The organism is Cupriavidus numazuensis (genome assembly GCF_905397435.1).
Taxonomy (GTDB): Bacteria; Pseudomonadota; Gammaproteobacteria; order Burkholderiales; family Burkholderiaceae; genus Cupriavidus; species Cupriavidus numazuensis.
Genome location: NZ_CAJPVI010000045.1, coordinates 39,270 through 62,360, shown reverse-complemented (window position 1 = coordinate 62,360; position 23,091 = coordinate 39,270). Strand labels below are relative to the sequence as shown.

20 protein-coding genes are annotated in these 23,091 nt (G+C 57.9%); 4 read left to right on the top strand and 16 right to left on the bottom strand.

The window, feature by feature from the left end:
* Positions 1-120: 120 nt before the first annotated feature.
* The 8 genes from KHO41_RS29350 to KHO41_RS29315 form a co-directional block, all read right to left on the bottom strand.
* A complete protein-coding gene (locus KHO41_RS29350; protein ID WP_211956755.1) occupies positions 121-738 on the bottom strand; it encodes a TetR/AcrR family transcriptional regulator in 618 nt (205 codons plus the stop codon).
* 414 nt (positions 739-1,152) lie between these two features.
* Positions 1,153-1,569, bottom strand: a complete 417-nt coding sequence (locus KHO41_RS29345; protein ID WP_211956754.1) for a nuclear transport factor 2 family protein — start codon at positions 1,567-1,569, stop codon at positions 1,153-1,155.
* 87 nt (positions 1,570-1,656) lie between these two features.
* On the bottom strand, positions 1,657-2,640 hold the full coding sequence (locus KHO41_RS29340) for a Bug family tripartite tricarboxylate transporter substrate binding protein (protein WP_211956753.1): 984 nt from the start codon (positions 2,638-2,640) through the stop codon (positions 1,657-1,659).
* Between the two features lie 249 nt (positions 2,641-2,889).
* The gene (locus tag KHO41_RS29335; RefSeq protein WP_211956752.1) at positions 2,890-5,376 is read right to left on the bottom strand and encodes a CoA transferase; all 2,487 of its coding nucleotides are present in this window, start codon (positions 5,374-5,376) and stop codon (positions 2,890-2,892) included.
* Between the two features lie 45 nt (positions 5,377-5,421).
* Positions 5,422-6,066 (bottom strand): 3-oxoacid CoA-transferase subunit B, encoded by a 645-nt coding sequence (locus KHO41_RS29330; protein WP_211956751.1) that lies wholly within the window; start codon positions 6,064-6,066, stop codon positions 5,422-5,424.
* An 8-nt stretch (positions 6,067-6,074) separates the two neighbouring features.
* On the bottom strand, positions 6,075-6,779 hold the full coding sequence (locus tag KHO41_RS29325) for a 3-oxoacid CoA-transferase subunit A (RefSeq protein ID WP_211956750.1): 705 nt from the start codon (positions 6,777-6,779) through the stop codon (positions 6,075-6,077).
* A gap of 284 nt (positions 6,780-7,063) precedes the next feature.
* Positions 7,064-7,834, bottom strand: a complete 771-nt coding sequence (locus tag KHO41_RS29320) for an enoyl-CoA hydratase-related protein (protein WP_211956749.1) — start codon at positions 7,832-7,834, stop codon at positions 7,064-7,066.
* A 228-nt stretch (positions 7,835-8,062) separates the two neighbouring features.
* Positions 8,063-8,974, bottom strand: a complete 912-nt coding sequence (locus KHO41_RS29315; protein ID WP_211956748.1) for a LysR family transcriptional regulator — start codon at positions 8,972-8,974, stop codon at positions 8,063-8,065.
* A gap of 717 nt (positions 8,975-9,691) precedes the next feature.
* Between KHO41_RS29315 and KHO41_RS29310 the strand changes: the two genes are divergently transcribed.
* The 4 genes from KHO41_RS29310 (at position 9,692) to KHO41_RS29295 (ending at position 15,865) form a co-directional block, all read left to right on the top strand.
* Entirely contained in the window at positions 9,692-10,693 is a 1,002-nt protein-coding gene (locus KHO41_RS29310; protein ID WP_211956747.1) for a Bug family tripartite tricarboxylate transporter substrate binding protein, read from the top strand.
* 5 nt (positions 10,694-10,698) lie between these two features.
* Positions 10,699-12,612, top strand: a complete 1,914-nt coding sequence (locus KHO41_RS29305) for an acyl-CoA synthetase (protein ID WP_211956746.1) — start codon at positions 10,699-10,701, stop codon at positions 12,610-12,612.
* A gap of 498 nt (positions 12,613-13,110) precedes the next feature.
* On the top strand, positions 13,111-13,950 hold the full coding sequence (locus tag KHO41_RS29300) for a tripartite tricarboxylate transporter substrate binding protein (RefSeq protein ID WP_211956745.1): 840 nt from the start codon (positions 13,111-13,113) through the stop codon (positions 13,948-13,950).
* A gap of 7 nt (positions 13,951-13,957) precedes the next feature.
* A complete protein-coding gene (locus KHO41_RS29295) occupies positions 13,958-15,865 on the top strand; it encodes an acyl-CoA synthetase (protein WP_211956744.1) in 1,908 nt (635 codons plus the stop codon).
* A 66-nt stretch (positions 15,866-15,931) separates the two neighbouring features.
* Here the strand turns inward: KHO41_RS29295 and KHO41_RS29290 are convergent, their stop codons facing one another.
* The 8 genes from KHO41_RS29290 to KHO41_RS29255 form a co-directional block, all read right to left on the bottom strand.
* Positions 15,932-16,909, bottom strand: a complete 978-nt coding sequence (locus tag KHO41_RS29290; protein ID WP_211956743.1) for an NAD(P)H-dependent flavin oxidoreductase — start codon at positions 16,907-16,909, stop codon at positions 15,932-15,934.
* A gap of 32 nt (positions 16,910-16,941) precedes the next feature.
* Complete coding sequence (locus KHO41_RS29285; RefSeq protein ID WP_211956742.1) at positions 16,942-17,133, bottom strand: hypothetical protein; 192 nt, start codon at positions 17,131-17,133, stop codon at positions 16,942-16,944.
* Positions 17,120-17,512 (bottom strand): winged helix-turn-helix transcriptional regulator, encoded by a 393-nt coding sequence (locus KHO41_RS42000; protein WP_211956741.1) that lies wholly within the window; start codon positions 17,510-17,512, stop codon positions 17,120-17,122. The genes KHO41_RS29285 and KHO41_RS42000 overlap by 14 nt, the downstream gene beginning before the upstream one ends.
* Before the next feature lie 130 nt (positions 17,513-17,642).
* Positions 17,643-18,101 carry a MaoC family dehydratase gene (locus KHO41_RS29275; RefSeq protein WP_211956740.1) on the bottom strand — a complete coding sequence of 153 codons (459 nt, stop codon included), beginning with the start codon at positions 18,099-18,101 and terminating at the stop codon, positions 17,643-17,645.
* Between the two features lie 12 nt (positions 18,102-18,113).
* Positions 18,114-18,896 carry a crotonase/enoyl-CoA hydratase family protein gene (locus tag KHO41_RS29270; RefSeq protein WP_211956739.1) on the bottom strand — a complete coding sequence of 261 codons (783 nt, stop codon included), beginning with the start codon at positions 18,894-18,896 and terminating at the stop codon, positions 18,114-18,116.
* A 33-nt stretch (positions 18,897-18,929) separates the two neighbouring features.
* The gene (locus KHO41_RS29265) at positions 18,930-19,712 is read right to left on the bottom strand and encodes an SDR family oxidoreductase (protein ID WP_211956738.1); all 783 of its coding nucleotides are present in this window, start codon (positions 19,710-19,712) and stop codon (positions 18,930-18,932) included.
* A 56-nt stretch (positions 19,713-19,768) separates the two neighbouring features.
* On the bottom strand, positions 19,769-20,947 hold the full coding sequence (locus KHO41_RS29260) for an acetyl-CoA C-acyltransferase (RefSeq protein WP_211956737.1): 1,179 nt from the start codon (positions 20,945-20,947) through the stop codon (positions 19,769-19,771).
* Positions 20,948-20,972: 25 nt separating this feature from the next.
* Positions 20,973-23,036, bottom strand: coding sequence for a 3-hydroxyacyl-CoA dehydrogenase NAD-binding domain-containing protein (locus KHO41_RS29255; RefSeq protein WP_211956736.1), 2,064 nt, complete (start codon positions 23,034-23,036; stop codon positions 20,973-20,975).
* Positions 23,037-23,091 lie beyond the last annotated feature (55 nt).

Sequence of the window (23,091 nt, the reverse complement as noted above, 5' to 3'; positions counted from 1 at the left end):
CCGAAAGGATGCCCCTCCCCGGAATCGCTGCATGTTTCTAACCGTCCCCTCGTGAAATGATGTGCGGCAGGAAGCTTGTATCAACTTCCGCGTTGCATCCAGTACCCTGCACGTGAACGCTTACACGAGAAGCGAATCAAACACTACTTCCACGAACTCTCTCAATGGAGCGGCACTTTTCTCAACCCGCATACGCAACAGGACGCCTTCCCAGCTATTCAGCAAAAACTGGGCGAGCATGGACGCATGAATTCGGTTGCCAATGTCACCCCGCTGCTGCGCCTCTACGATGCAATCCTCTATCAGACCACTCCAGGTCTTGAAATGAGCGTCCAGCCGCTCACGGATCAGTGCGCTGTGATCCGCAACCTCCAAACTCAGGTTTCCCAGCATGCAGCCGCGCACAAAGCCTGCCTCCTGATAACGAACAATACGCCCTTCGAAATAGGCACGTAGGCGTTCCAATGGTGCTAGAGCGCCACCGGTCAACAGCTGGCGCAGTTCATCGAAGCCACTCTGGAAATAGAAATCGACGATCTCGGCTCCGAACGATTCCTTGCTTTCGAAATGGTTGTAGAAGGAACCTTTAGGCACTGCCGCCGCATCCACGATATCCTTGATGCCAGTCGCTGTATAGCCATCCTCATGAAGCATTTGCACGCCGGCGCGAATCAGATTGTCTCGCGTGTGAGGCTTAGGTTTTGGGCCGCGTCGCGCCCCCTTCGATTCGGACACCATTTCCGTTGCAACTTATCATGACCGGTCGTCTCATATTGAGTCATGGGTCTGAAGTTGTCAATGACTGCACAAGAGAAGGCAAAGGCAGCCGCTCTTGGTAACGGCTCTTGGATGTCGCACGCCAGGCTATTGAACAGGCGCGCGGGATACCATATGTGCGGCAGAAACCGGTCTTGTACGCAATCGCCTTGCCGCCGCCAGCGGCCACAAGGGCGTACAGCTTGCGCTTAAACGTGCCATAGCGCTGCAGGAGATGCTCTTCCTCGTCGCTCAGGCGCCGGCGGGTCTGGGTGGTCGCCTGCGCAGTTCGCCAGCGCCTTCAGGTTCATGCCGAGAGCCTACGCAATCCAGCGCCGATGGGCGCAGTAGCATGCGAGGCTAACGGCCTGCCACCACACCCTCTACGCCATAGCGTTACTGGTCGGAAGCCTCTCGTGCGATCGGGCTGCCGTGGAATCGCAGAAGCCGCCAATTGCCTCCCTCTCTCTTCCACACCATCAGAAAACGGTTAGCAATCTGACGCAGCGTTCCGCCGACTTCGATATCAACATCGGAATCGCCATTGTCAATGACAACATCGCCGAAGAAGCTAAGCTGTCGGCGTGTGGTGACGATCGATCGGTAACCGTACGTGCCGTCCAGAACCTTGCTGATATACAACTCTCTCGATTCTTTACGACCGGACGAATGCACATAGATCAGCTCGTCGGAGAGGATGTCGATAAGCGCCGCCTCGTCCGCAGCGATCATGGCTTCGACTCGCTTCTTGTCTGCGGCCAGGATCTGACGATGCACAACGTCTTCGGCGGTATCTGTGTTCTGCTCTTTCATTTCATGAATCTCCGAAAAACCTCTTACACTCATTCATCCATTTCGGGTCGGGCACTCCATTAGGATGCCCTCGACCAAAAATCAGTCCTACTCCGGCTTCAAATGCAGGGTTTTAATGATGTCCCCCAGCTGACGAGATTGGTTCTGAATCATGGACATGAAAGTCGCAGTATCCGCCGTCCATGGCTGGTTCGCGCGTCCCGTCGCGAACGCTTTGAACTCGGGAGAGCCGACCACACGGCGTGACGCCGCTTCCAGGTAGTCGGCGACCGGCTTCGGAGTGTTCGGCGGCGCAAACACTCCCATCCATGACGGAAGATCAATGTCGGGAAAGCCCGCGTGGGCCGCAGTCTCGACGTTTGGAAACTCAGGGTCGGGTTTCGGTTGAAACACTCCAATTCCTTTCAGCTCTCCATTTCGGATACGAGGAGCGGCAGTGAACGGTGTAATCATGCCCAACTCCACCTCTTCGGACTTCAATGCCATGAGCGCAGGTGCATCCCCTTTGTATCCGATGTGCTGGACGTCAATACCGGCCCTCTTCTTGAAGATCTCCATTACGAGATGCGCGCTCGATCCAATGCCGATAGAGCCGTAGTTCAGAGGTTGCTTGCGGCCCTTGGCCAGCTTTACCAACTCAGTGAATGACGACGCCTGGAACGAGGGGAGCGCGACCAGAATATTGGGCTGTGTCGCGACCGGCGAGATTGGAACGAACTTGCGAGGGTCATATGGCAAGTCCTTGTACAGGCTCGGGCTGATCGAATGACTTCCCGGGGTGCCAAATACCAACGTATAGCCGTCTGAGCCAGAGTTCAGCGCCGACTGCATTGCGATAATCTGACCTGCGCCCGGCTTGTTTTCAATCACCACAGATTGCCCGATTTCCTTGGACAGACGCGCCGCGTACTCTCTGGCGATGGAATCTGTCGCACCGCCTGGTGCGTAGCCGACTATGACTCTGATCGGCCGGTCCGGAAACTTTCCGGCGTACGCCCTAGGCATCGCGAGGGCCAGGCCTGTCGCAGCCAGCGACCCACAGAAATCTCGCCGAGTAATATTCTTTTTCATGATTCTCTCCTCCGTAGAAGCTAGTCGCAACGAGCGTTGTCCGATGCCGCCGAACTTCGGATCGGAGACATATGTCCGGCCGTTGGTCTGTACTGTCCGGTCCGCCGGATCAAGGCGGTCATACTGATGAGGCCATCGCAATGGAACGACATTCCGATTGCGCGCCTGAGAAAAGCTGGGCTCGGCAGCCGATTTTCAAACCGGCCACCCACCGAGGCGAAATGTAGACGCGCCTCGGCTTTCCAACCTCTACTGGCGGGGTAGATAGTGTTTCAAAACCGCCCAATGATCCCTTGCAATATTGCGATCCATAAGATCCCGGATTTGCTCATCCGACTTGCCTAGCTCTCGCAGAACCGCTCGCGTATGAGTGCCAGGCGATGGCGCGGGCGAGAGCGGTTCGAACCCCTTTCCGCCGAATCGATACCATGTTGTCAGCGGCAGGCTGACGCGGTGACCGCTTGGGTGCTCCGCGCTCCGCATGACAAGCGAGTCAGGCTGAGAGCCTGCAGAGTGCTCCGAAATTGTTCGCGCCTCTCGCAGTTCGTCCAAGCGGGTAACCGGGACAAACGATGCCGTGCGGATATGCTTCAGCGACGCGGCGATCGCTGCATAACTTTGTCCGGCAAAGGCATCCACCAAACCCGGTTCATCGGTCTGCGCCGCTCCTAAGGTCTTGGCGATAGCGGGCAGATCTTCACGACGACACGCAAAGAACCCCCAACGATCCTTCGTCTTGTAGAGACGATAGTTCGCCCCATACCCGACTGCTGCTTGCGTGGATGGCTCTCGAGCGGCCAAACCCTCGGCATGCACCGCGAACGGGAATTGGACAAGCTGCGCGCCCATAGATAGCGACGTGCGGACATAGGATCCACCGCGACCGAGCTTGCGCGCAACGAGCGCTTGTGCAACGCCCAGTGCGGCGGTAAAGCCCGTAATGTAGTCGACACACGAAGCGACTCCATGCAGCACAGGCGCATCTAGTGTGCCATAGCGTGCCGTGATGCCTGTTCCTGCCTGTAATACGGGGTCGAACGCGGGGAAATCCTTTAGCGGGCCGCCCGTCGGCCCGCCCCACGCGCTAATTTGGCAACTTACAATCTCCGGGTTAATACGCCGCAAGTGTGCAATCGAGATCCCTAGATTTTCCGCCGACCGATCCAAGAAGTTATGCAACACAACATCGGCATCCTTCACCAAACGTTCGAACTCCGCCCGGCCCTCCGTTGATTTCAGGTCGAGAATCATTGCACGCTTGCCCTGATTCACATCGAGACCGAACCACATCGTCATGCGGGGACCCGCTTGAGGAGCTGGCGCATCGATGCGGGTAACGTCTGCTCCAAATTCGGCAAGGACTCGGCATGCCGCTGGACCGGCAATTACGTTCGAAAGATCCAGGACCTTTACACCCGCCAGGATTTTTCCTTGCGGGCCATCCTGACGCGCACTGCTCGGCGACACCCTTGAGGACCGCCAGCCCGCGGCAGCGACCCCGAAAGCTTGAGGCAACAGCGGCCCCGACTGTACATTGGTCCCATCGATCGAGATGTAGCGTCCGGGCTGACGGACCGCGCCGTGCTTCTCGTCGACCATTTCGCTCACATTGCCGCCGGCCAGCGCCGCTGGAAGTGCAAGCCATTCGTTCGTGGTACGCACAACCGCCGCAGGCACGCCCGCCTCTTGCAACAGGCGCTCCCAGACATGGGCAGGCTTGGTCAGGAAACGCTTCGCCATCAGCTTTCCCATCCGCTCACTCCAGTGGTGGGTTAGTCCCGCGGAATAGCTGATATTGTTCCCTTCACCGCCCTCTTGATAGGGGCTGCCGATGATCATTCCTTCGGCAATCAGATCGTTGAGAACTCCAAGTGTCTCCAAGCACGCCTTGGCGTGTTGAACGTGGTCGACCGCATTGACGAACACCATCCTGCCGTCACTGCACAGATAGTTCGCAAATTGCGGACGCCGGAATTTGGCGAGATACGCCTGGATTGCTGCGCGCTCGGCATCATCTAGGTTGTCCGAGTGCCCGCGGAGAATTGGGAACGCGACCTCCGTCATGGCTTTGTCGATAGGTGGCAAGTCAAAGCGCTGCGGCTGGCCTTCAACTTTCATGATCAACAAGGCCATAGCAGACATCAACGCGTCGGCCAGCGGCACCTCGACTTCAGATCCAAGACCGGTCTCGATCCGCCGATAGAGAGCCAGCGTCGCGGCGATCGCTGCATGTACGCCGGCGTATGCAGAGGCCATAGGCACCGACGAGAAGATCGGCCGCCCGCCTGCGATGGGACCGAGCGCATGGATGTCTGTATAAACGCCAACCGAAGCGGCGACTGTCCCTTCATATGCAGGGACACCGTCCCATTCGCTGCCGCGCGCGAAGCCTGGGAGCGAAACATAGACGACCGATTCGTTGTGTTCCCGAATACGGGCATAGTCGAGATCGTACGTTGCCGCGCGACCAGGGCCCAGGTTGTCGATGATAATGTCGGCCTGGTGCGCGAGACGCAACACATCCTCACGATCTTTCGCTACTTTGAAGTCTGCGCGAACGGAAACCTTCCCACGTGCTAGCGCCGCATCTTCTAGTTTGTCCTCCCGCTCGGGATGATTTACTTCGATAACTTCGGCGCCCTGGTCTGCAAGAAGCATTGCCGCAACGCGGCCTGCCCAGATGCCACCCAGATTAAGTACACGGATCCCTTCCAAAGGGCGAATGTTCGTCGTCATTGATTTCTCCATCCTTGTTTGCCGGTCTGCGCAATCACACGATTCTCAACGAGGTGAGATTGGAAGCCCCACCATTTCCTCAAGCTCAGGAAGGCTGATGCCTTCCACCATGTCGATCAAGCGCACGCCTTCACTTGTGCATTCCAGTGTCGCGAGATCCGAATAGATACGCTTCACACAGGAAAACGCTGTCACCGGATACGTGCAGTGTTTGACGACCTTGCTCTGGCCCTGCTTCGTGAGCACGTCCATCATCACCCACGTTTGTTTTGCCCCGACGGCGAGATCCATCGCACCTCCGACTGCTGGGATCGCCTCGGGGTCGCCCGTGTGCCAATTCGCCAAATCTCCCGTCGCGGAAACTTGAAAAGCACCCAGAACGCAGATGTCGAGATGCCCGCCGCGCATCATTGCGAAGCTATCGGCATGATGAAAGAACGCGCCCCCTGTGATAAGGGAGACCGGCTGCTTGCCTGCGTTAATGAGATCAAAGTCCTCATCGCCCGCCTCTGGCGCCGGACCCATGCCAAGGATTCCGTTTTCGCTATGCAGGATGATCTCGATGCCCGTCGGGATGTAGTTTGCGACGAGCGTAGGCTGGCCGATGCCGAGATTCACATATGCACCATCTGGGAGATCTCGGGCGAGGCGTTGAGCCACTTCATGCTTGGTTCGCTTTTGATAGCTCATTGCAGTGCTCATGAATTGCTGTTTGTAAAGCCGCCTGCCTGACTCGGTACGCGGTCCACACTTACGATGCTGCTGACAAAGATGCCCGGCGTCACGATGCACTCGGGGTCAATCGCACCGAGCTCCTTGACCTCATGAACCGACGCCACCGTCCGCTTAGCGGCCATTGCCATGACTGGTCCGAAATTTCGGGCGGCCTTTCGGTAGAGGAGATTGCCCCATCGATCGCCAACCTCGGCTTTGATCAGCGCGAGATCACCGTGAATCGGGTACTCAAGTACATAGGGCCTGCCGTCGATCACGCGTGTCTCCTTGCCAGCCGCGAGCTGCGTCCCGTGGGAAGTTGGGCAGAAGAAGGCTCCAATGCCAGCGCCCGCCGCGCGAATTCTTTCCGCCAGGTTGCCTTGCGGCACAAGCTCCAGCTCAATCTTTCGAGCTCGATACAACTCTTCGAACACGTAGCCATCTGCCGCGCGCGGAAAGCTGCATATGATTTTCCGGACCAAGCCAGCACGCAGCAGCGCGGCGAGTCCTGTATCACCGTTGCCGGCATTGTTATTCACAATGACAAGGTCTTTGGCGCCAATCTGGATCAATCCCTCGAGAAGTTCATTGGGAATTCCTGCGGTACCAAATCCGCCCACGAGGATAGTGGACCCGTCGCGCACGTTGCCTATCGCTTCCGGTACCGTTTTTGATATTTTATTAATCACTGTATTACTCCTGCATCAGGCTAACAGGCTGGGATAATTGTCTGCTCCGCGGGCTGTGATCTGCACAACCAAAGAGGCAAGTCCACTCGTTGCAAGTGACTATTCTCCGTGCCGAGAGACGGACGGCATGGTCAGTCGTTCTTGGATTTTGACAAAGCGCTCCCTTCGCTCGCCGAATGGCGAGCGAACAGGAAACAAAGCATCGATGAACGACCTACGCGGGCGTGTTCTGGAGAAAAGAGGCCCGTCTCGACGACGTCGTTTGAACAGGCAAAAACGGCGCGCTATTTGCTACGCACTTTGGCGAAATCGGGCTTTCGCTTTTCCGCAAAGGCGGCGAATGCTTCGCGTGCCTCTGCACTTTTCAGTCGCTCGCTAAAGATGCTGCTCTCGGTCCGCATCTGCGTCAAAACCTTGTCGGATTCACGCATAAGTGTCTTCATCGCGGAGATCGAACCCGCAGGCTTCGCTGCAATTTCATCAGCTACCTGTTTCGCTTCGCGACCGAGGCTTTCTTTGGGAACGACTTTGTTGGCTAGACCCCACTTCATGGCATCCGCGGCAAGCACGGGCTTACCAAAAGCGAACATCTCGAATGCACGGGCATAGCCAACACGGAGCGGCAGCAGATAAGTCGAGGCAGCTTCGGGAATCAACGCGAGATTAACAAACGGTGTAATTAATTGCGCGTCCTCGGCGAGGACCACAAAATCGCAATGCAGGAGCATTGTCGTACCAACTCCCACGGCCTTTCCCTGCACCGCAGCGATCACAGGGACCGACGTTGTGGCGAGATTTTTCAGGAATCGCGCGACATGCCGTTCTTCGTTGCTGTCCGCTCCCTGAGCCGCGAACTCCCCGAGATCATTGCCAGCTGTGAATGTATCACCGTCGGCCTCAATCAAAATCACTTGAATATCGCCGCTAGACGCACTGTCGATAGCGTCAGCCAGAGCGCCATACATGGCATTGGTCAGTGCATTTTTCTTGTCGGCGCGTGCTAGGGTAAGGGTGAGCACTCCGCCCTCACGGTGAGTTTTGATCGATGAGGTCACATTAAGTCTCCGATTTTATCTTTTTGACCTACTCAAGTCGGCATACCGTGCCGAAGTTCTCCTCGGGCCATGCGTCTGCCGTACAAGGCCGGCGTGTGCCGCAGGGCGAAACACTGTTGCTATACCGCATGCAGGTCAGATGTCTTTTGGACATTCTGGAACAGGCGGGCGACCACTACAATCTCCACCCATTCAATGCATTGTGTAATAGAAGTTAAAGCTAACAGGCTACGAGGTTGCGCCCGTAAGGCGCTCGGAGAGCCGGTGAGCAGCAAAGATTGCTGCCGCCTTTGCACCAATGTGGGGCGCCACTGAAATGGAGAGCGCGGTGTCCGCCGACAGAATTGTGTGCTCCATAAGCAACACGCGGAACCTGTCTCGCGATGCCGATGCGTCGAAGACGATCTTTGGCAGAAAACCTAGACCTATGCCGCGCTCCACTGCGTGAAGCAGAATCTCGACGTCCGTCGACATGAAGCTGGGCACGACCTGTAGGCGAACTATCTTTCCGTCCTTATGGACGGCGTCAATAGTAAGCGGCATTAATGAATGTCCCAGGATGCATATGGGCACTTCATTGAGTTGCAACGCCGACTCCAACTCTGGCGCCACCGCCGATCGAATGGCTTGACAGACCACCATTGCGAGCGGGTAAGCGTTCTCGGAGTCTCTTGGTACTATCCCTAAGCGGACATCACTGTGGTCGGATAGAGCGTCGTCAGCAACCTTAACTTCTATTCGAAGTCTCGCATTGGTTTCAGCGAGATCGAATACGACGGGCATTAAGAACGGCAGAAGTGTGCTGTGCGAAACGGAACATTCCAGGGTGCCGGCGAATTCCCCCGCGATACGTGCCAACTCGCCTTCCGCTGAAGCCAATTCGCGTGACACCAATTCTCCGAGCGCGACGAGGCGCGATCCGAGTTGGGTAAGTTCCAGTTTGCGCGTCGTTCGACGGAGCACCTGCTCGCCAAAGGTTCCTTCAAGTTTTCGTATCCGGCTGCTGACGTTCGAGACAGTCATGCGATGTTGATCCGCGGCAGCCTTGAAAGATTTAAGCTTACTGACGCTCACGAGCAGTTGCACGGCCTCCATATCCAGGTCGGCCACGTTCTCGATAGGATTCACCGCTTTCGACATACTTGCCTTGCAGGAGGGGACGAGCCCTCGTGGATCGCCGAAGTCACGCCTTATTTCGCCGCGGCGGTCTGCCAGACTCGATCGCCGCTTCCGAGCCGATACTCGGCTGTCGAGCTACATCGTGGGCGCTACGGTTGCTTGGCGGAAAGATGACCACTGGCACTGTCGGCGACATCATCTAAAACTCTCGCATTATTGCTCTGGATAATTCTAGACAACAGGCATTCGGATGTAGAGCGTGCTCGCCAAGGACCAGCAGGCGGGCACTCTTCGCCAAAATATAGTAACCGCGCTAGACTAAGCAGTCTAGTCAGAGGTGCAGAACCGCAGGACTTCATGGCGCCCTCGCACCGGGACACGAACCTCCGTGCCGGCGCGTGGCAATCGTTCAGACAACTTCTGCCCGCTGCGGGCAATCACACCCGCCGCGGCAGCATGCACGCTCCAGCCCCCTCGTGCGGCCTACTTCACTGCCGCGATCGTCGATTCGTAGGCTGGATTGCCTTCAGGTTGCCGACGACGGCGCGTGGCCAAGCGCTTGATCTAGCCTGTAACTGCATTAGTGTGCCGCGGCTCTTCCTAGAGAACCGTTGCCAACCGAACAAGTCAGAAAAGCCTGACAAATGTCAGAGGCAATTCTGACATCTCATCACCGTCGTCCTCTCTCACACTCTACCGATGCACAAATCATTATGTGCAACTACGAGTGGAGACAACATGACTTCGAGGACCATAGTACAACTTTTGAAGTGTGTCGGGATTTTCACGACAAGCCTTCTGCTGCAGTCGGGTGCAAGTGCGCAAGCACAACTACCTGGTCGCAACCTGGCCACGATAATCGTTCCCTACCCTGCTGGCAGTTCATTCGACATCGTTGCGCGCCGCATCCAACCCGAACTTGGGAATAGCCTCGCGAAGACCATCATCGTCGAAAACTTCGGCGGTGCCAGCGGCTCTCTCGGGGCCCAACGCCTGCTAAACGCGGACCCTGGAACGTTGACAATGTTGATTGGTTCGCCCAATGAACTGACGCTGCCCCCAATGACTTTGCAAAGCGTCCGATACAAGCCAGAAGATTTCAGGATGGTGGCGCAGTTGTCGATTGGTGCGTTGGCGATTATGGCGCGCCCGCACTTTCCGGCAAACAGCCTTAGCGAGCTCGTCGACAAGGCCAAGCGGCCCGACGCGAAGCCGCTCGCGTATGCCAGCACGGGCGTTGGCTCCGTCTTTCATCTTGCCGGTGCCGACTTCGCCAAACGCGTGGGCATCCGTGCAACTCACGTACCCTACAAAGGCGGTGCTCCCGCGATTCAGGACCTCATGGCGGACCAAGTCGACATCACCTTCCTTCCGCTGATCCCAAGCTACATCCAGGCGGCAAAGGAAGGAAAAATCAAGGTGCTTGGCATCATGTCCGCAGAACGGCACGCGGGAATGCCTGAAGTTCCCTCCGTCGACACGGTACCCGCCCTTCGAGGATTCCACTATTCAATGTGGACCGGCCTTTTTGTTTCCTCGAAGGTGCCGAAGGAAACGGCTGACATCATCGGAAAGGCAACAAACAGGATTGTGGCGACACCGGCCTACCGCGAATGGGTAGGCGAGCGCGGCAACTCGGCAGGTGCAGTTATGGACTTGGAGCAGTCGGCCAAGTACTTCTTGGCCGAGTCCGGCCGATTCGAACGTCTCGCCCGCGAAATCAAGATTGAACGCGAGTAAACCCCTTGAACACCACCAATAGCATGCCATCTCACCAGCCCGCCTACTGGACCTCGGAAGTTCTGTGCTCCGAAGAAGACGTCAATCGCTTCGAGAAGACTCCTCTTTCCGCCCGCAACCTCCCGACGTCTACCCACGAAATGTTGATGGACGCCTGCTCCATTGATCCATCCAAAGTAGCCATCCAGTTTTTCAGCGATGGGACTCGTCCCAAGGAGACAGCAGTCTCGGTCACCTACGGAGAAATGAGGCAGAAGATTTTGCAAACTGCCAACCTTCTCTACGAACTGGGAGTCACAACGGATGACGTGACCTCTGTACTCATGCCAGCAGTTCCTGAAGGTCTGTACGCGCTTTGGGGTGCGCAAGCGGCAGGCGTCGTAAATCCGGTGAATTGGATGCTAGAGGCGGACATCTTAGTCCAGATGTTCAAGGCTGCCGGTACGCGGGTAATCATTGCTTATGCGGGAGACGAGAGCACCGAAATTTGGCCGAAGATTGAACTTGTTGTCAAAGAATTGCCATCTTTGGCAGCGGTGATTCGCGTTGGCGGCGTAGGCACACCACGCACCAGCATCGGCGCCGTGCCGGTAATCGATTTCTCGTCGTCTATCGCAGAGCAGGAAAATGACCGCTTGGTGTCCGCCCGAGTATTTTCTCCGGATGACACTGCCGCACTGCTTCACACAGGCGGCACAACTGGTGTGCCAAAGCTGGCGAAGCACCTGCATCGAAACCAGGTTTTCTGGATTTGGGCAAGCAGCTACATGACCGGACTCGGCAGTGAGGAGGTTCGTGCTGTTGGCGTGCCAATCTTCCACAGCGCTGGTGCCATTGCGAGTTGCCTCTCGCCGCTTTCTCGCGGCGCGAGTATCGTGTTGATGACGTCAGCCGGCTTTCGTCACCGATCCGTACTTCCCAACATCTGGAAGATCGTTGATTCGTTTCGAATTACCATGCTCACGCTCGTTCCAACGTTGGTCAACCAAGTACTGTCGATACCCATCGGCGCGGCGGATGTCTCCTGCCTCAATTATGTTGCTTCCTCAACAGCGCCCCTCTCGACCAACGTCGCTGAAGCGTTCTATCAAATGACCGGCCATCGTATCCGGGAAAGCTATGGGCTTACCGAGACGACCGCCGTCACCTGTATAACGCCCCCCCTGGACGTGGTTAAAGTGGGGAGTTCTGGAATTCGGCTACCCTATCAATCAGTGCGAGTCGTACAGCCCGGTTCCGAGAAATCTACCGCCCGCGATTGCGCGCCTGGAGAGGCCGGCCTCATCATCGTCAAGGGCCCTGCGGTTTCTCCAGGTTATCTGGGGCAGGAGCAATCCACCAATTGGGTCGATGGCGAATGGCTCGACACCGGAGACCTAGGATATCTCGATGAAGACAATTGGCTCTGGATCACCGGACGAGCAAAGGACCTGATTATCAGGGGTGGACACAACATTGACCCCAAGATGGTCGAAGAGACTCTCTTTGCTAATCCAGCAATTCAGGACGCTGCTGTCGTTGGTGCTCCGGACGCCCATTCTGGGGAGGTTCCCGTCGCCTATGTCGTCCTGAAGCCCGGCGCCGAGGCTTCGTCAACTGATCTGTTGCAGTTTGCGGCAGCACATGTGCCCGAACGAGCTGCCGTACCAAAGCAGTGCTACATCCTGCCCCAGATGCCCAAGACAGCTGTGGGTAAGATCCAGAAGAATCTGTTGAGGGTCGACGCTATCGAACGGATGTTTGCCGCTGCACTAGGCGACGCTTCGTGGCGGTCTGCCTCGACTATCAAGGCCATTGACCGTGGCGCGCGAGGCTTTCTTGTCGAGATTCACGTCAAGGGACAACTACCCGACGATAAGGATGCAGATCAGCGTCTACGCGCTCTAACGATTCCCTACGAGTTCCACCAGGTAGTCTAACCGTAGATGCTCGGCGGGATGTCTACAAGAGACAGATCCGCCGGCAACCTCCCTCGACGCCGCCTTCATCACTCAGAATTTTGTCCGCCTGGAACCGCTCTTCGGGCGCACTCGGTGCGGATGAAGGCTGAGAGCAACAAGACTGACGGCCTGACGTATCGCTCCCGAAAACTTCTCCGAGCCAGCCGCAGCTTTCTATGCTGCACGGCAGACTCAGTGTAGGAATTTTCCCATTTCAGTCTGAATAGTCCGATGTCAGCTCGGTGTCCCCCATCATTGCCGGTGAGCGCATGCAAATGACATGCGTCGTTATAAATTTTGGAGACCATAGACATGGCAGCGTCACGACGTATCAAGCTCCTCGCAGGCGTCCTTAGTGGATCCCTCGTTCTCGCAGCGTTCCTTGCCAGCCAAGCCCGCGCAGAAACGCCCGAAAGTTACCCCAGCAAGCCCGTCCGCATCGTAGTTCCGCTTCCCCCGGGCGGAGCGACGGACAGCATGGCACGCATGCTTGCTGAGCGCCTCGCATCGGCGAGCGGCCAACCATTCATTGTCGAAAATCGCCCAGGCGCTTCGGGAGCAATCGGAGCCGACGCAGTTGCCCGCGCCAAGCCAGACGGCTACACGTTGATGGTGTCCATTGGTAGCACAGTGTCCCTAGTCCCCTTTACGACCAAGGTGCCGTACAAGCCCGATGCGTTCCTGCCCATCTCGGAACTGGCAAGAACGCCCCAGGTCATGTACGCCAATCCCAACATTCCCGCCAAAGACCTTCCGTCGCTCGTGAAGTGGGCGAAAGCCAACCCGGGAAAGCTTTCCTTCGCTTCCTATAGCGTAGGTACCCAAGGCCACTTCGCCGGCATTCGCTTGAACCAGCTTGCCGGTATCGATATGCTGCATGTCGCCTACAAAGGTTCGGCACCTGCAATGCAAGATCTCCTCGGCGGCCAAGTCCAGGTGATGTTCGACGCATTGCTTCCTGCGATGAACTATGTGAAGTCAGGAAAGCTCTTGGCGCTGGCCACAGCTGGCACAGAGCGTTCGCCCCTCGCTCCGAACGTTCCTACATTCCGTGAACTCGGCTACCCAGAGATGGAGCAATTTAATGGCAACTTCGGCTTGTATGCTCCGGCTGGTCTCGCCCCTGCGCTGGCCGGCCGACTTGAGGCGCTCGCTCGTCGCGCCGTCAATTCGCCGGAATATCTCAGCAAGGTGAAGGAACTCGGTCTCATGGAGCCTGAAACTACTCAGATTGCATCATTCTCGAAGAGGGTTCGAGAGGACCAAGCGAAGTGGTCAAGCTTTGTCAATCGCATTGGCTACAAGCCTGAGATGTGAGGTGGCCATGCAACCTCAATCCAATACTTACTGGTCTGAAGCCGACCTCTCTTCCCGTGAGAAGATTCGAGCGTACGAAGAAATCCCGCTCACCGAGCGCCGCTTGCCTGAAACGACATATCAGATGCTCCGCGATGGCTGCGCGATTGACCCCGATAAGGTCGCCATCTGGTACATGCACACTGGGTGCGACACTCCGGAAAATGCTGAAGCGACAACGTACCGACAGCTTTGGCGTCGGGTCAACCAGACAGCCAATCTGCTGTCGTCCCTCGGCATTGGCAAGACTGACGTCGTCTCTCTGCTGGTCCCTACTGTAACGGAATCGCAATTCTTACTCTGGGGTGGCCAGGCTGCAGGCATCATCAATCCAGTCAACTGGATGCTCGATTCGAACATCCTGGAACACATGATTGGCTCCGCCGAGGCTCGCGTTCTGGCCGTGTATGGCGGCGACGAGCATATCGACCTCTGGCCCAAGGTATCCGAGATGCTGCCATCCCTGCCGAACATCAAGGCAGTGGTGAGCGTCGGCGGTCGGCGCCCGGCAGTTCAGGAGCTCCACGGTGTACCGGTAATTGATTTTGAAGCCGTCATCGAGCAGTTTCCCGACGACCACCTCGCCAGCGGCAGGCAGATCCAAGGGACGGATGTTGCTGCACTCTTTCACACGGGCGGGACCACGGGAACACCGAAGCTCGCGCCGCAAACGCACCGTGCCGAAGTCTTCAGCACCTGGGCCTATGGGATGGTCTATGGAACCAAAGCGGAGGACGTTCGCAGTACCGGGCTGCCCGTCTTCCACGTTGGCGGCGCCCTCGCTGGCTGCTTGCATACTCTGGTGAGAGGCGCAACGCTGGTGCTCATGACGTCGATTGGCTGGCGCCACCCCACGGCTGTATCCAATTTTTGGAACACTGTGGAAGCCTTCCGCATTTCCGCAGCCGCACTCGTACCGACCATCATCAATCAGTTGCTGAGGCTGCCGATTGGAGCCGCCGATATCAGCAGTCTCCGTGTGGCCAGCACAGGGACGGCCCCGCTCTCCGCGCACGTTGCTGAAGGTTTCAAGGCGAAGGTGGGCATTCCGCTCCTCGAAACCTATGGGATGACGGAATCCACGTCTGTCACGACATCCAACCCTCGTTTTGGGGTCAAGAAGACTGGCTCCGCTGGGCTCCCATTCCCATATCAGAGCATCAAAGCCGTGCGCATTGATGCTAAAACCAGGTCCTTTAGCGATTGTGCGCCTAACGAGGCGGGAAGCATCGTAATCGAGGGTCCGGCCGTTTTTGACGGCTATTTGGACGCCGCCGCCAATGGGCAGGTATTCCTCGTCGGAAAGTGGCTCGACACCGGGGACCTCGGCTACATCGATGAAGACGGCTATCTGTGGATTACGGGCCGGGCCAAGGACCTAATTATCCGTGGAGGGCACAACATCGACCCTCGCATGATTGAGGAAGCGTTCTTCAAGCACCCCGACGTTATCGAAGTGGCGGCCATCGGCGTGCCGGATGCCTATGCAGGAGAGATGCCGGGCGCTTATGTCGTGGTGAAGGCAGACGCGAAGGTCGGTGCCGAACAGCTGCTCCAATTCGGCGCAGCGAACATCCCAGAGCGCGCGGCGGTGCCAAAGCACTACTTCCTGGTCGACGAACTGCCCAAAACGTCACTCGGCAAGGTGAATAAGGCCGCGCTACGCGTGGATGCCACGCAACGGGAGTATGCCCGTATTGTCCAGGGGCTAGGTATCGCATCCCTTGAAAGGGTCGAAGCCTATGACCAGGGCAGCGCTGGCGTCCGGTGTCGCGTATCACTACGGGCTACACCCGCGCAGCAGTCCGAAACGGCAGCCATTCGCCACGCGCTCAGCGCATTTACCATCCCCTACGACATCACGATCGTGCAATAGCTCCTCAAGAGTTGGATTGGGTGGGCATCTGCGTGCCCATCCAACGAACGCTGAGTCTAATCGCGCTCAAGCGGTAATCATGCTGCCCAGTCGCTTTTTGACAATGTCATTCGCTTCATCTGCAATCCTGCGAACCAGTTCGCCTACGCTCGGCACATCACGGATGAGCCCGGCGACCATCCCGCAACTCCAGGCGCCGGCGTCCATCTCTCCGTGGATCATAACCTTTGGATAGACACCCGCGACCTGGTCGAGAATATCAGTGATTTGCAGGCTTTCGCCCTTCTCAGCCTCAATCTCTAAAAGGCGTTCAACGCCAGCATTTGTCAGCACGCGCTCAGTGTTCCGAAGCGGCCGCATGACGAGTCGCGTATCCAACTCAGTCGCAGCGACAATGGCATCCTTGACGTTCTGGTGCACCGGTGCTTCCTTGGTAGCGATGAAGCGAGTACCCATGTTGATACCGTCAGCACCCAGTGCCAGGGCCGCAACCAGGCCTCGACCATCAGCCATGCCGCCTGAAGCCACAAACGGAACCGTCAGCGCCTCAGCTGCCAAGGGCAGCAACACAGAGTTCGGAATGTCATCCTCGCCGGGATGCCCGCCGCATTCGAAGCCGTCAACACTGACGGCGTCGCATCCAATCTCCTGCGCCTTGAGCGCGTGGCGCACCGACGTGCATTTATGAATGACCTTGATTCCGGCCTCCTTCAAAAGGCTCATGTACTGCTTGGGATTGCGGCCCGCGGTCTCGACGATTCGAACTCCCCCTTGCTTGATAGCATCGATGTATTCGGCGTATGGCGGCTCGGAGAACGTCGGCAGGAACGTCAGATTGACCCCGAACGGCTTGTCCGTCATGTCGCGGCATCGCGCAATCTCTCGCGCCAGATCGTCGGGCGTCTTTTGTGTGAGCCCCGTAATGAAGCCCAACGCACCCGCGTTCGATACAGCCGACGCAAGCTCGGCAAAGCCGACATAATGCATGCCGCCTTGGATGATGGGATATTCGATTCCGAACAATTCTGTGATACGTGTCTTCATAGTTTCCTCTTTTGACTTTCAGAAGTGCTTCATCACGCGCGAGTGGGGGGAGTACAACCGTCCCGTATAAGTTGCCCCAGCATCTCCAAGGTGCCCAGGTCCAACTCCTGCAGGTATTCGACGCCGAAGTGGTGCAGCCATGAGGTCACGAGAGCATCGCGAGCACTTACGCCGTCGTCGTTCTTGCTCCCTTGCTCTGCTGGGGAATTATCAGATTGCTTCATCAAACTCTCCTCTCGTTTCATGGTCATTGGCCGGTCTACCGTTTGCCGGTACGGATAGAACGTCTGGTAGGGTCATCCACTGATTTGCCCACTGAGCCAGCATGTCAAAGCAAGGTCTCATGGCTGCGCCTGATTCTGTCAGGTGGTATGTGAGTCTGTTGCAACGCACTCCGCGGCGTTCGAGCAATCCCATTTCGACCAACAATCTCAGTCGAACGGCAAGCGTGCTTGGGGCCATTCCCAGCGATTGCTGAAACTCGTCGAAACGAGTGCGTCCCAAGAGGGCTTCGCCCAGAAGAAGGAGAGTCCATCGTTCCCCCAGAAGCTCCAAGGTCCGTCGAACTCGCTTGTCTTCCGTAAGTTGCCTACATCTGTCCATCCCAGTCTCCTCCTTCTCTCTACTGATGGCGGACAAAAGAATCCCCGCGACTCTGCGCGGGGAAAAGCTGTGACCCGTAAGTTGGGTTACACAGGAGAGACATTGTCAGACGCCGAGTGCCCACCCCTCGTCAGAAGTACAGTCGACTCAGCGTCTCAGCCACACAAACCGGTTTGGCCGCGCCACGTGCCTCCATCGTGACAGCCCATGTGAGGGTGGCGACCGAGGAGTCTGGGGCTTCGACCGAAACCAGCTTGGCGTGAAGGCGGACTGCTGCGCCCACCGGCACCGGCGCCGTGAAGCGAACGCGATTGAGCCCGTAGTTCACCCCCATGCGAACTCCATTTACCCTGACGGTCTTGGCCATCAATGCCGGAAGCAGGGACAGAGTCAGGAACCCATGAGCGACCGGGCCGCCGAATGGGGACTCCTTCCTAGCGCGTTCCGGGTCAGTGTGAATCCACTGATGGTCACCGGTAGCCTGAGCGAATTGATTGACGTCATTCTGCGAGATTTCAATCCATTCGCTACTGCCTACGTCCTGCCCAACCAAAGCCTTCAACGCGTCAAGAGACGCAATCTCCTTCATGGCTGGCTCCGGTCAACGGCCCTGGAAATTCGCGGCACGACGCTCCGCGAAAGACCGCATACCTTCCTTGAAGTCTTCCGTGGCAAAAACCGTGTCGCGAATGCGCGGAATGCAGTCGATTGCCGCCTTCTCGCCCTGTTCGGTGTACGTCAGAGCAGCTTCCTTAGCTGCGCGCAGGCCGATAGGAGCGTTCTTGCAGATGAGGTGCGCCAGTTCGATAGCACGCTCGCGGTGCTTGCCGAACGGATGGACTTCCTGGACAAAGCCAATTTCGAGGGCCCGCTTCGCGTCAAACTCATCGCACAGGAAGAGGTGGTACATCGCATTGCCCCAGCCAGTACGCGTGAGGTACCGGAAGTGGGCGCCACCCAGCGGCGCGATGCCACGACGGGATTCCATCTGGCAAAAGCGAGCCGTATCGGCTGCAATCACGATGTCGCCGGCGAGCATCATCTCGATACCGATGGTGTAGGTGATGCCTTGAACCACGGAAATAATAGGCTTCGTGGAGCGCTTGCGCAGGCCAAACGGGTCCACCTTGTCGTTCGGAACCGGTCGGGCGGTCGCAGTCGGGCCAAAGAACTTTGGCATATCAAGACCTGCCGTGGTGTGTTCACCTTCCGGCGCCAACACGGCGACCCACAGGTTCGGGTCATTCTCAAACGTAGTCAAGTGGTCCCAGAGCTTTTCCATGATCTCCGGGGTGATGGCATTCTTTTTTGCGACGTTGTCGACGGAAATGATGGCCACGTGGCCGTCAATGGTCATTTTCACATCGCCTTGTTCGTTGCTCATTCTGTTCTCCAAGTTATCGTGGTGTGAAATGCGTCAGACTGCGGTGAGGCCGCCGTCGACGGCCAGAATCTGGCCAGTAATGTGTTTGCCCGCATCGCTGGCGAACAACAGGGCTGCGCCCTTCAGGTCATCCTCGTCGCCGATGCGTTGGAGTGGCGCGCGCTCCGACAACTTGTCCGCACCCACCTTCTCGAGCGTCCCACGAGTCATCTTCGAGGGGAAGAAGCCAGGGGCCAGTGCATTGACAGTGATGCCGAACGGGCCCCACTCGCCGGCCAGACCTCGGGTAAAATTGACCACCGCGCCCTTGCTGGTGTTGTAGGCGAGAGTCCCCATGGAGTTGGGGCCATTACCCTTTAGTCCCGCAATCGATGCCAGGTTGATGATTCGACCGTAGCGATTTGGAATCATCGAGCGCTTTCCAATCTGCTGAGTCAACAGGAAGACGCTGCGAACGTTCAGGTTCAATACCTTGTCCCACGCTTCCACAGGATGCTCGGCGGCGGGTGCACCCCACGTTGCGCCGGCATTGTTGACGAGGATGTCGACGCGACCCAGGCGAGCCAGCGCTTCGTCGACCAGCTTGGTGATGTCCGACTCCTTCTGGTTGTCGGCAACCACCCAGTCGGCCTCGATACCGAGCTGACGCAGATGAGCCTGAGCCGACTCGAGGGCATCTGCCTTGCGCCCCGTAATCAGAACCTTGGCGCCTTGCTCGCCGAGCACTTCCGCAACCTGCAGGCCAAGACCGCTTGAGCCACCCGTGATGAGTGCCGTCTTGCCAGTCAGGTCCAACGCTTTCTTGATGCTGCCCATGTCTCTTCTCCTAGATGACGCTTAATGGATTGCTGCTCGGCGCATCTCGCCGTGCATCACAACACTTCAAACAGACCGGCAGCGCCCTGGCCGCCGCCGACGCACATGGTGACGACCACGTACTTGACACCACGGCGCTTGCCCTCAATCAGCGCGTGGCCAACCAGCCTGGTACCCGAGACGCCGTACGGATGGCCGACTGCAATTGCACCACCGTCTACGTTGAGTTTGTCGAGGGGAATGCCCAGCTTCTCGGCGCAGTAGAGCACCTGTACGGCGAAAGCTTCGTTCAGTTCCCACAGGCCGATATCGTCGACACTAAGGCCCGCGCGCTTCAGCAGCTTCGGCACCGCGAAGACGGGACCGACACCCATTTCGTCGGGTTCGCAGCCGGCGACAGCAAAACCGCGGAACACGCCGAGCGGCGTGTGACCATGTCGCTCCGCATACTGTCCGTCCATGACCACAACTGCGGCAGAGCCATCCGAGAACTGGCTCGCGTTGCCCGCTGTCACGACCCCACCGGGCACGGCCGAACGAATCTTCGCCACACCTTCCATAGTGGTGTCGGCCCGGATGCCCTCGTCAGCCGAGATGGTGACCTCGCGGGTCGCGAAGCCGCCGAGCGCCGGGTCGTAGACCGACATCGAAGTGGTCATCGGCACAATTTCCGCATCGAACCGGCCGGCCTGTCGTGCAGCTGCGGCCCGGAGCTGGCTCTGTACGCCGTACTCGTCCTGCCTCTCGCGTGAAATGCCGTAGCGCTTGGCCACCTGCTCAGCGGTTTGCATCATGTTCCAGTACGCCTCCGGCTTGGCAGCCTTGAGGGCGGGGTCCTGGGCCATGAAGCGATTCACGTGCGGTTGCACGCAAGAGATGCTCTCCACGCCGCCTGCGACAATCACATCGCCTTCGCCGGTCAGGATGCGCTGCGATGCCATCGCCACGGTCTGCAGACCTGATGCACAGAAGCGATTGACGGACACACCTGGAACATGGACGGGGAGGCCCGCGGTAAGCGCGATACTCCGTGCGATGTTTCCGCCGGTCGTGCCCTCAAGCAGCGCACTGCCCATAATTACGTCTTCTACTGCGTCAGGGTCGACCCCAGCGCGCTGTACCGCATGCTTGACCGAATGGGCACCCAGCGACGCTCCGTGCGTGCTGTTGAACGCTCCTTTCCAGCTCTTGGCCAGGCCAGTACGTGCCACGGAAACGATAACTGCTTCTTTCATGATGAGACTCGCTATTGATGGGATATCAGGAAATGAAGCTGCCGCCTTCGGCTACCAGGCTCTGAATAAGCGCAGCGGGAGCTTGGCCACCTTGCTCCATCGCGCGAGCCACGCTGTAAAGGCCAACGGTGTCGGCGTAGAACATAGGACCGCCGCGCCAGGTGGGGAAGCCGTAGCCATTCAAGTAAACCAAGTCGATATCCGATGCCCTGGCTGCAATCCCCTCTTCGAGAATCCGCGCACCTTCGTCCACAAGGGCGAAGATGAGTCGCTGGACGATTTCGTCCTGGGAATATTTGCGGCGGGTAACGCCCTTCTCAGCCCAGTAGGTTTCCAGCAACTCCTTGACGGCCTGCGCAGGAATGGGCTTGCGCTCATCGGCCTTGTAGTCGTACCAGCCTGCGCCGGTCTTTTGACCAAAGCGTCCGGCTTCGCACAGTCGGTCTGCTACCTCCGAGCGGGGAGCGGACGGGTTCTCCGCATAACGACGCTTTCGAATTGCCCAGCTAATGTCGTTGCCAGCCAAGTCGCTCATCCGGAAGGGACCCATCGCCATGCCGAACGACTCCATTGCACGGTCAACTTCTTCGGGATAGGCACCTTGCTGAACGAGCAGTTGCGCCTGCTGGCCGTACTTCGCAATCATTCGGTTGCCGATGAAGCCGTCGCACACGCCGGATACGACTGCAACCTTTCCGATGCGTTTGGCAATTTGCATGGAGGTAGCCAAAACGTCCGGAGCCGTCTTCGCGCAGCGAACGACTTCCAGAAGACGCATCACATTAGCCGGGCTGAAGAAATGCAAGCCCACCACATCAGCAGGGCGCGATACGACGTCCGCGATCGCGTCGAGGTCCAGCGTAGACGTGTTGCTGGCAAGGATTGCTCCCTTTTTCATCACCGCGTCGAGTTCTCGGAACAACGTCTTTTTGAGGTCCATGTCTTCGAAGACTGCCTCCACCACCAAATCCGTGTCGCCGATATTCTTCAGGCCGACGACCGCCTGAAGCAACGCCATGCGCTTTTCGGCCACGTCCTGGGACAGTTTGCCCTTCTTGACTGTCGCCTCGTAGCTGCGGCGAATCGTTCCCACAGCCTTGGCAGCCAGTTCATCACTGGTTTCCGACAGCTTCACCGGGAATCCGGCGTTCAGGAAGCACATTGCAATGCCTGTGCCCATCAGGCCACCGCCCAGTACGGCCACCTTATCGATGGTGCGCAGGGCCGTGCCGTTCGGCAGGTCGTCAATCTTCTGCGCGGTGCGCTCTGCGAAGAAGGCATGGCGCAACGACTTAGAGACGCTGCCTTCCATCAACTCCAGAAAGCTGCGGCGTTCCTGGGCCAGGCCTTCGTCGAACTTCTGGAACACGGCTGCATGAACAGCCTGGAGCGCGTGCTGTGGCGCCGGGTATTGCGGCTGCTTCGCCACGACGGAGGTGCGCACGAACTCGAGGAATGCCTCGGGGTTCGGATGCTCGACGCGTCGGTCGCGAATGCGAGGATACGGACCGGGTCGGCTTGCAACTTCGCGGGCGAAGGTCGCGGCGTTAGCGAGAAGTTCATCATCGAAGAAGCGGTCGAAGAGTCCGCTGTCCTTTAGCGCTTCCGATTTCACCGAGGCGCCAGTGACAATCATGTTGGTGGCGCGTTCCAGCCCAATGATTCGCGGCAGGCGCTGCGTGCCGCCTGCGCCAGGAAGCAGCCCCATACGCACCTCCGACAGCGCAATCTGTGCGCCGGGAACCGCTACGCGGTAGTGGCAGGCCAGGGCCAGCTCCAGGCCCCCGCCCATGGCAACAGAATGGATGGCAGCCACAACGGGCTTGGGGCAATCCTCAATCGCGGCGAGTACGGTATTCAGACCCGGGTCGCGGCGCGCCTCCGGAGTGTTGAACTCACGCATATCAGCGCCGCCTGAGAATGCCTTGCCCGATCCTGACAGGACAATGCCCTTGACCTCGGGGTCTTTGACAGCACGGTCGATGCTGTCGACGATTCCAACGCGGGTGGAATAGCCGAGTCCATTGACAGGCGGATTCGCGAGCAAGATGACGGCTACGCCGTCGGTGACCTGGTATTCGGTACTCATGACTAAGAACTCCGGGTGATGGGATGACCGAGCGCTTGGCTAAACGGTGGGTTGC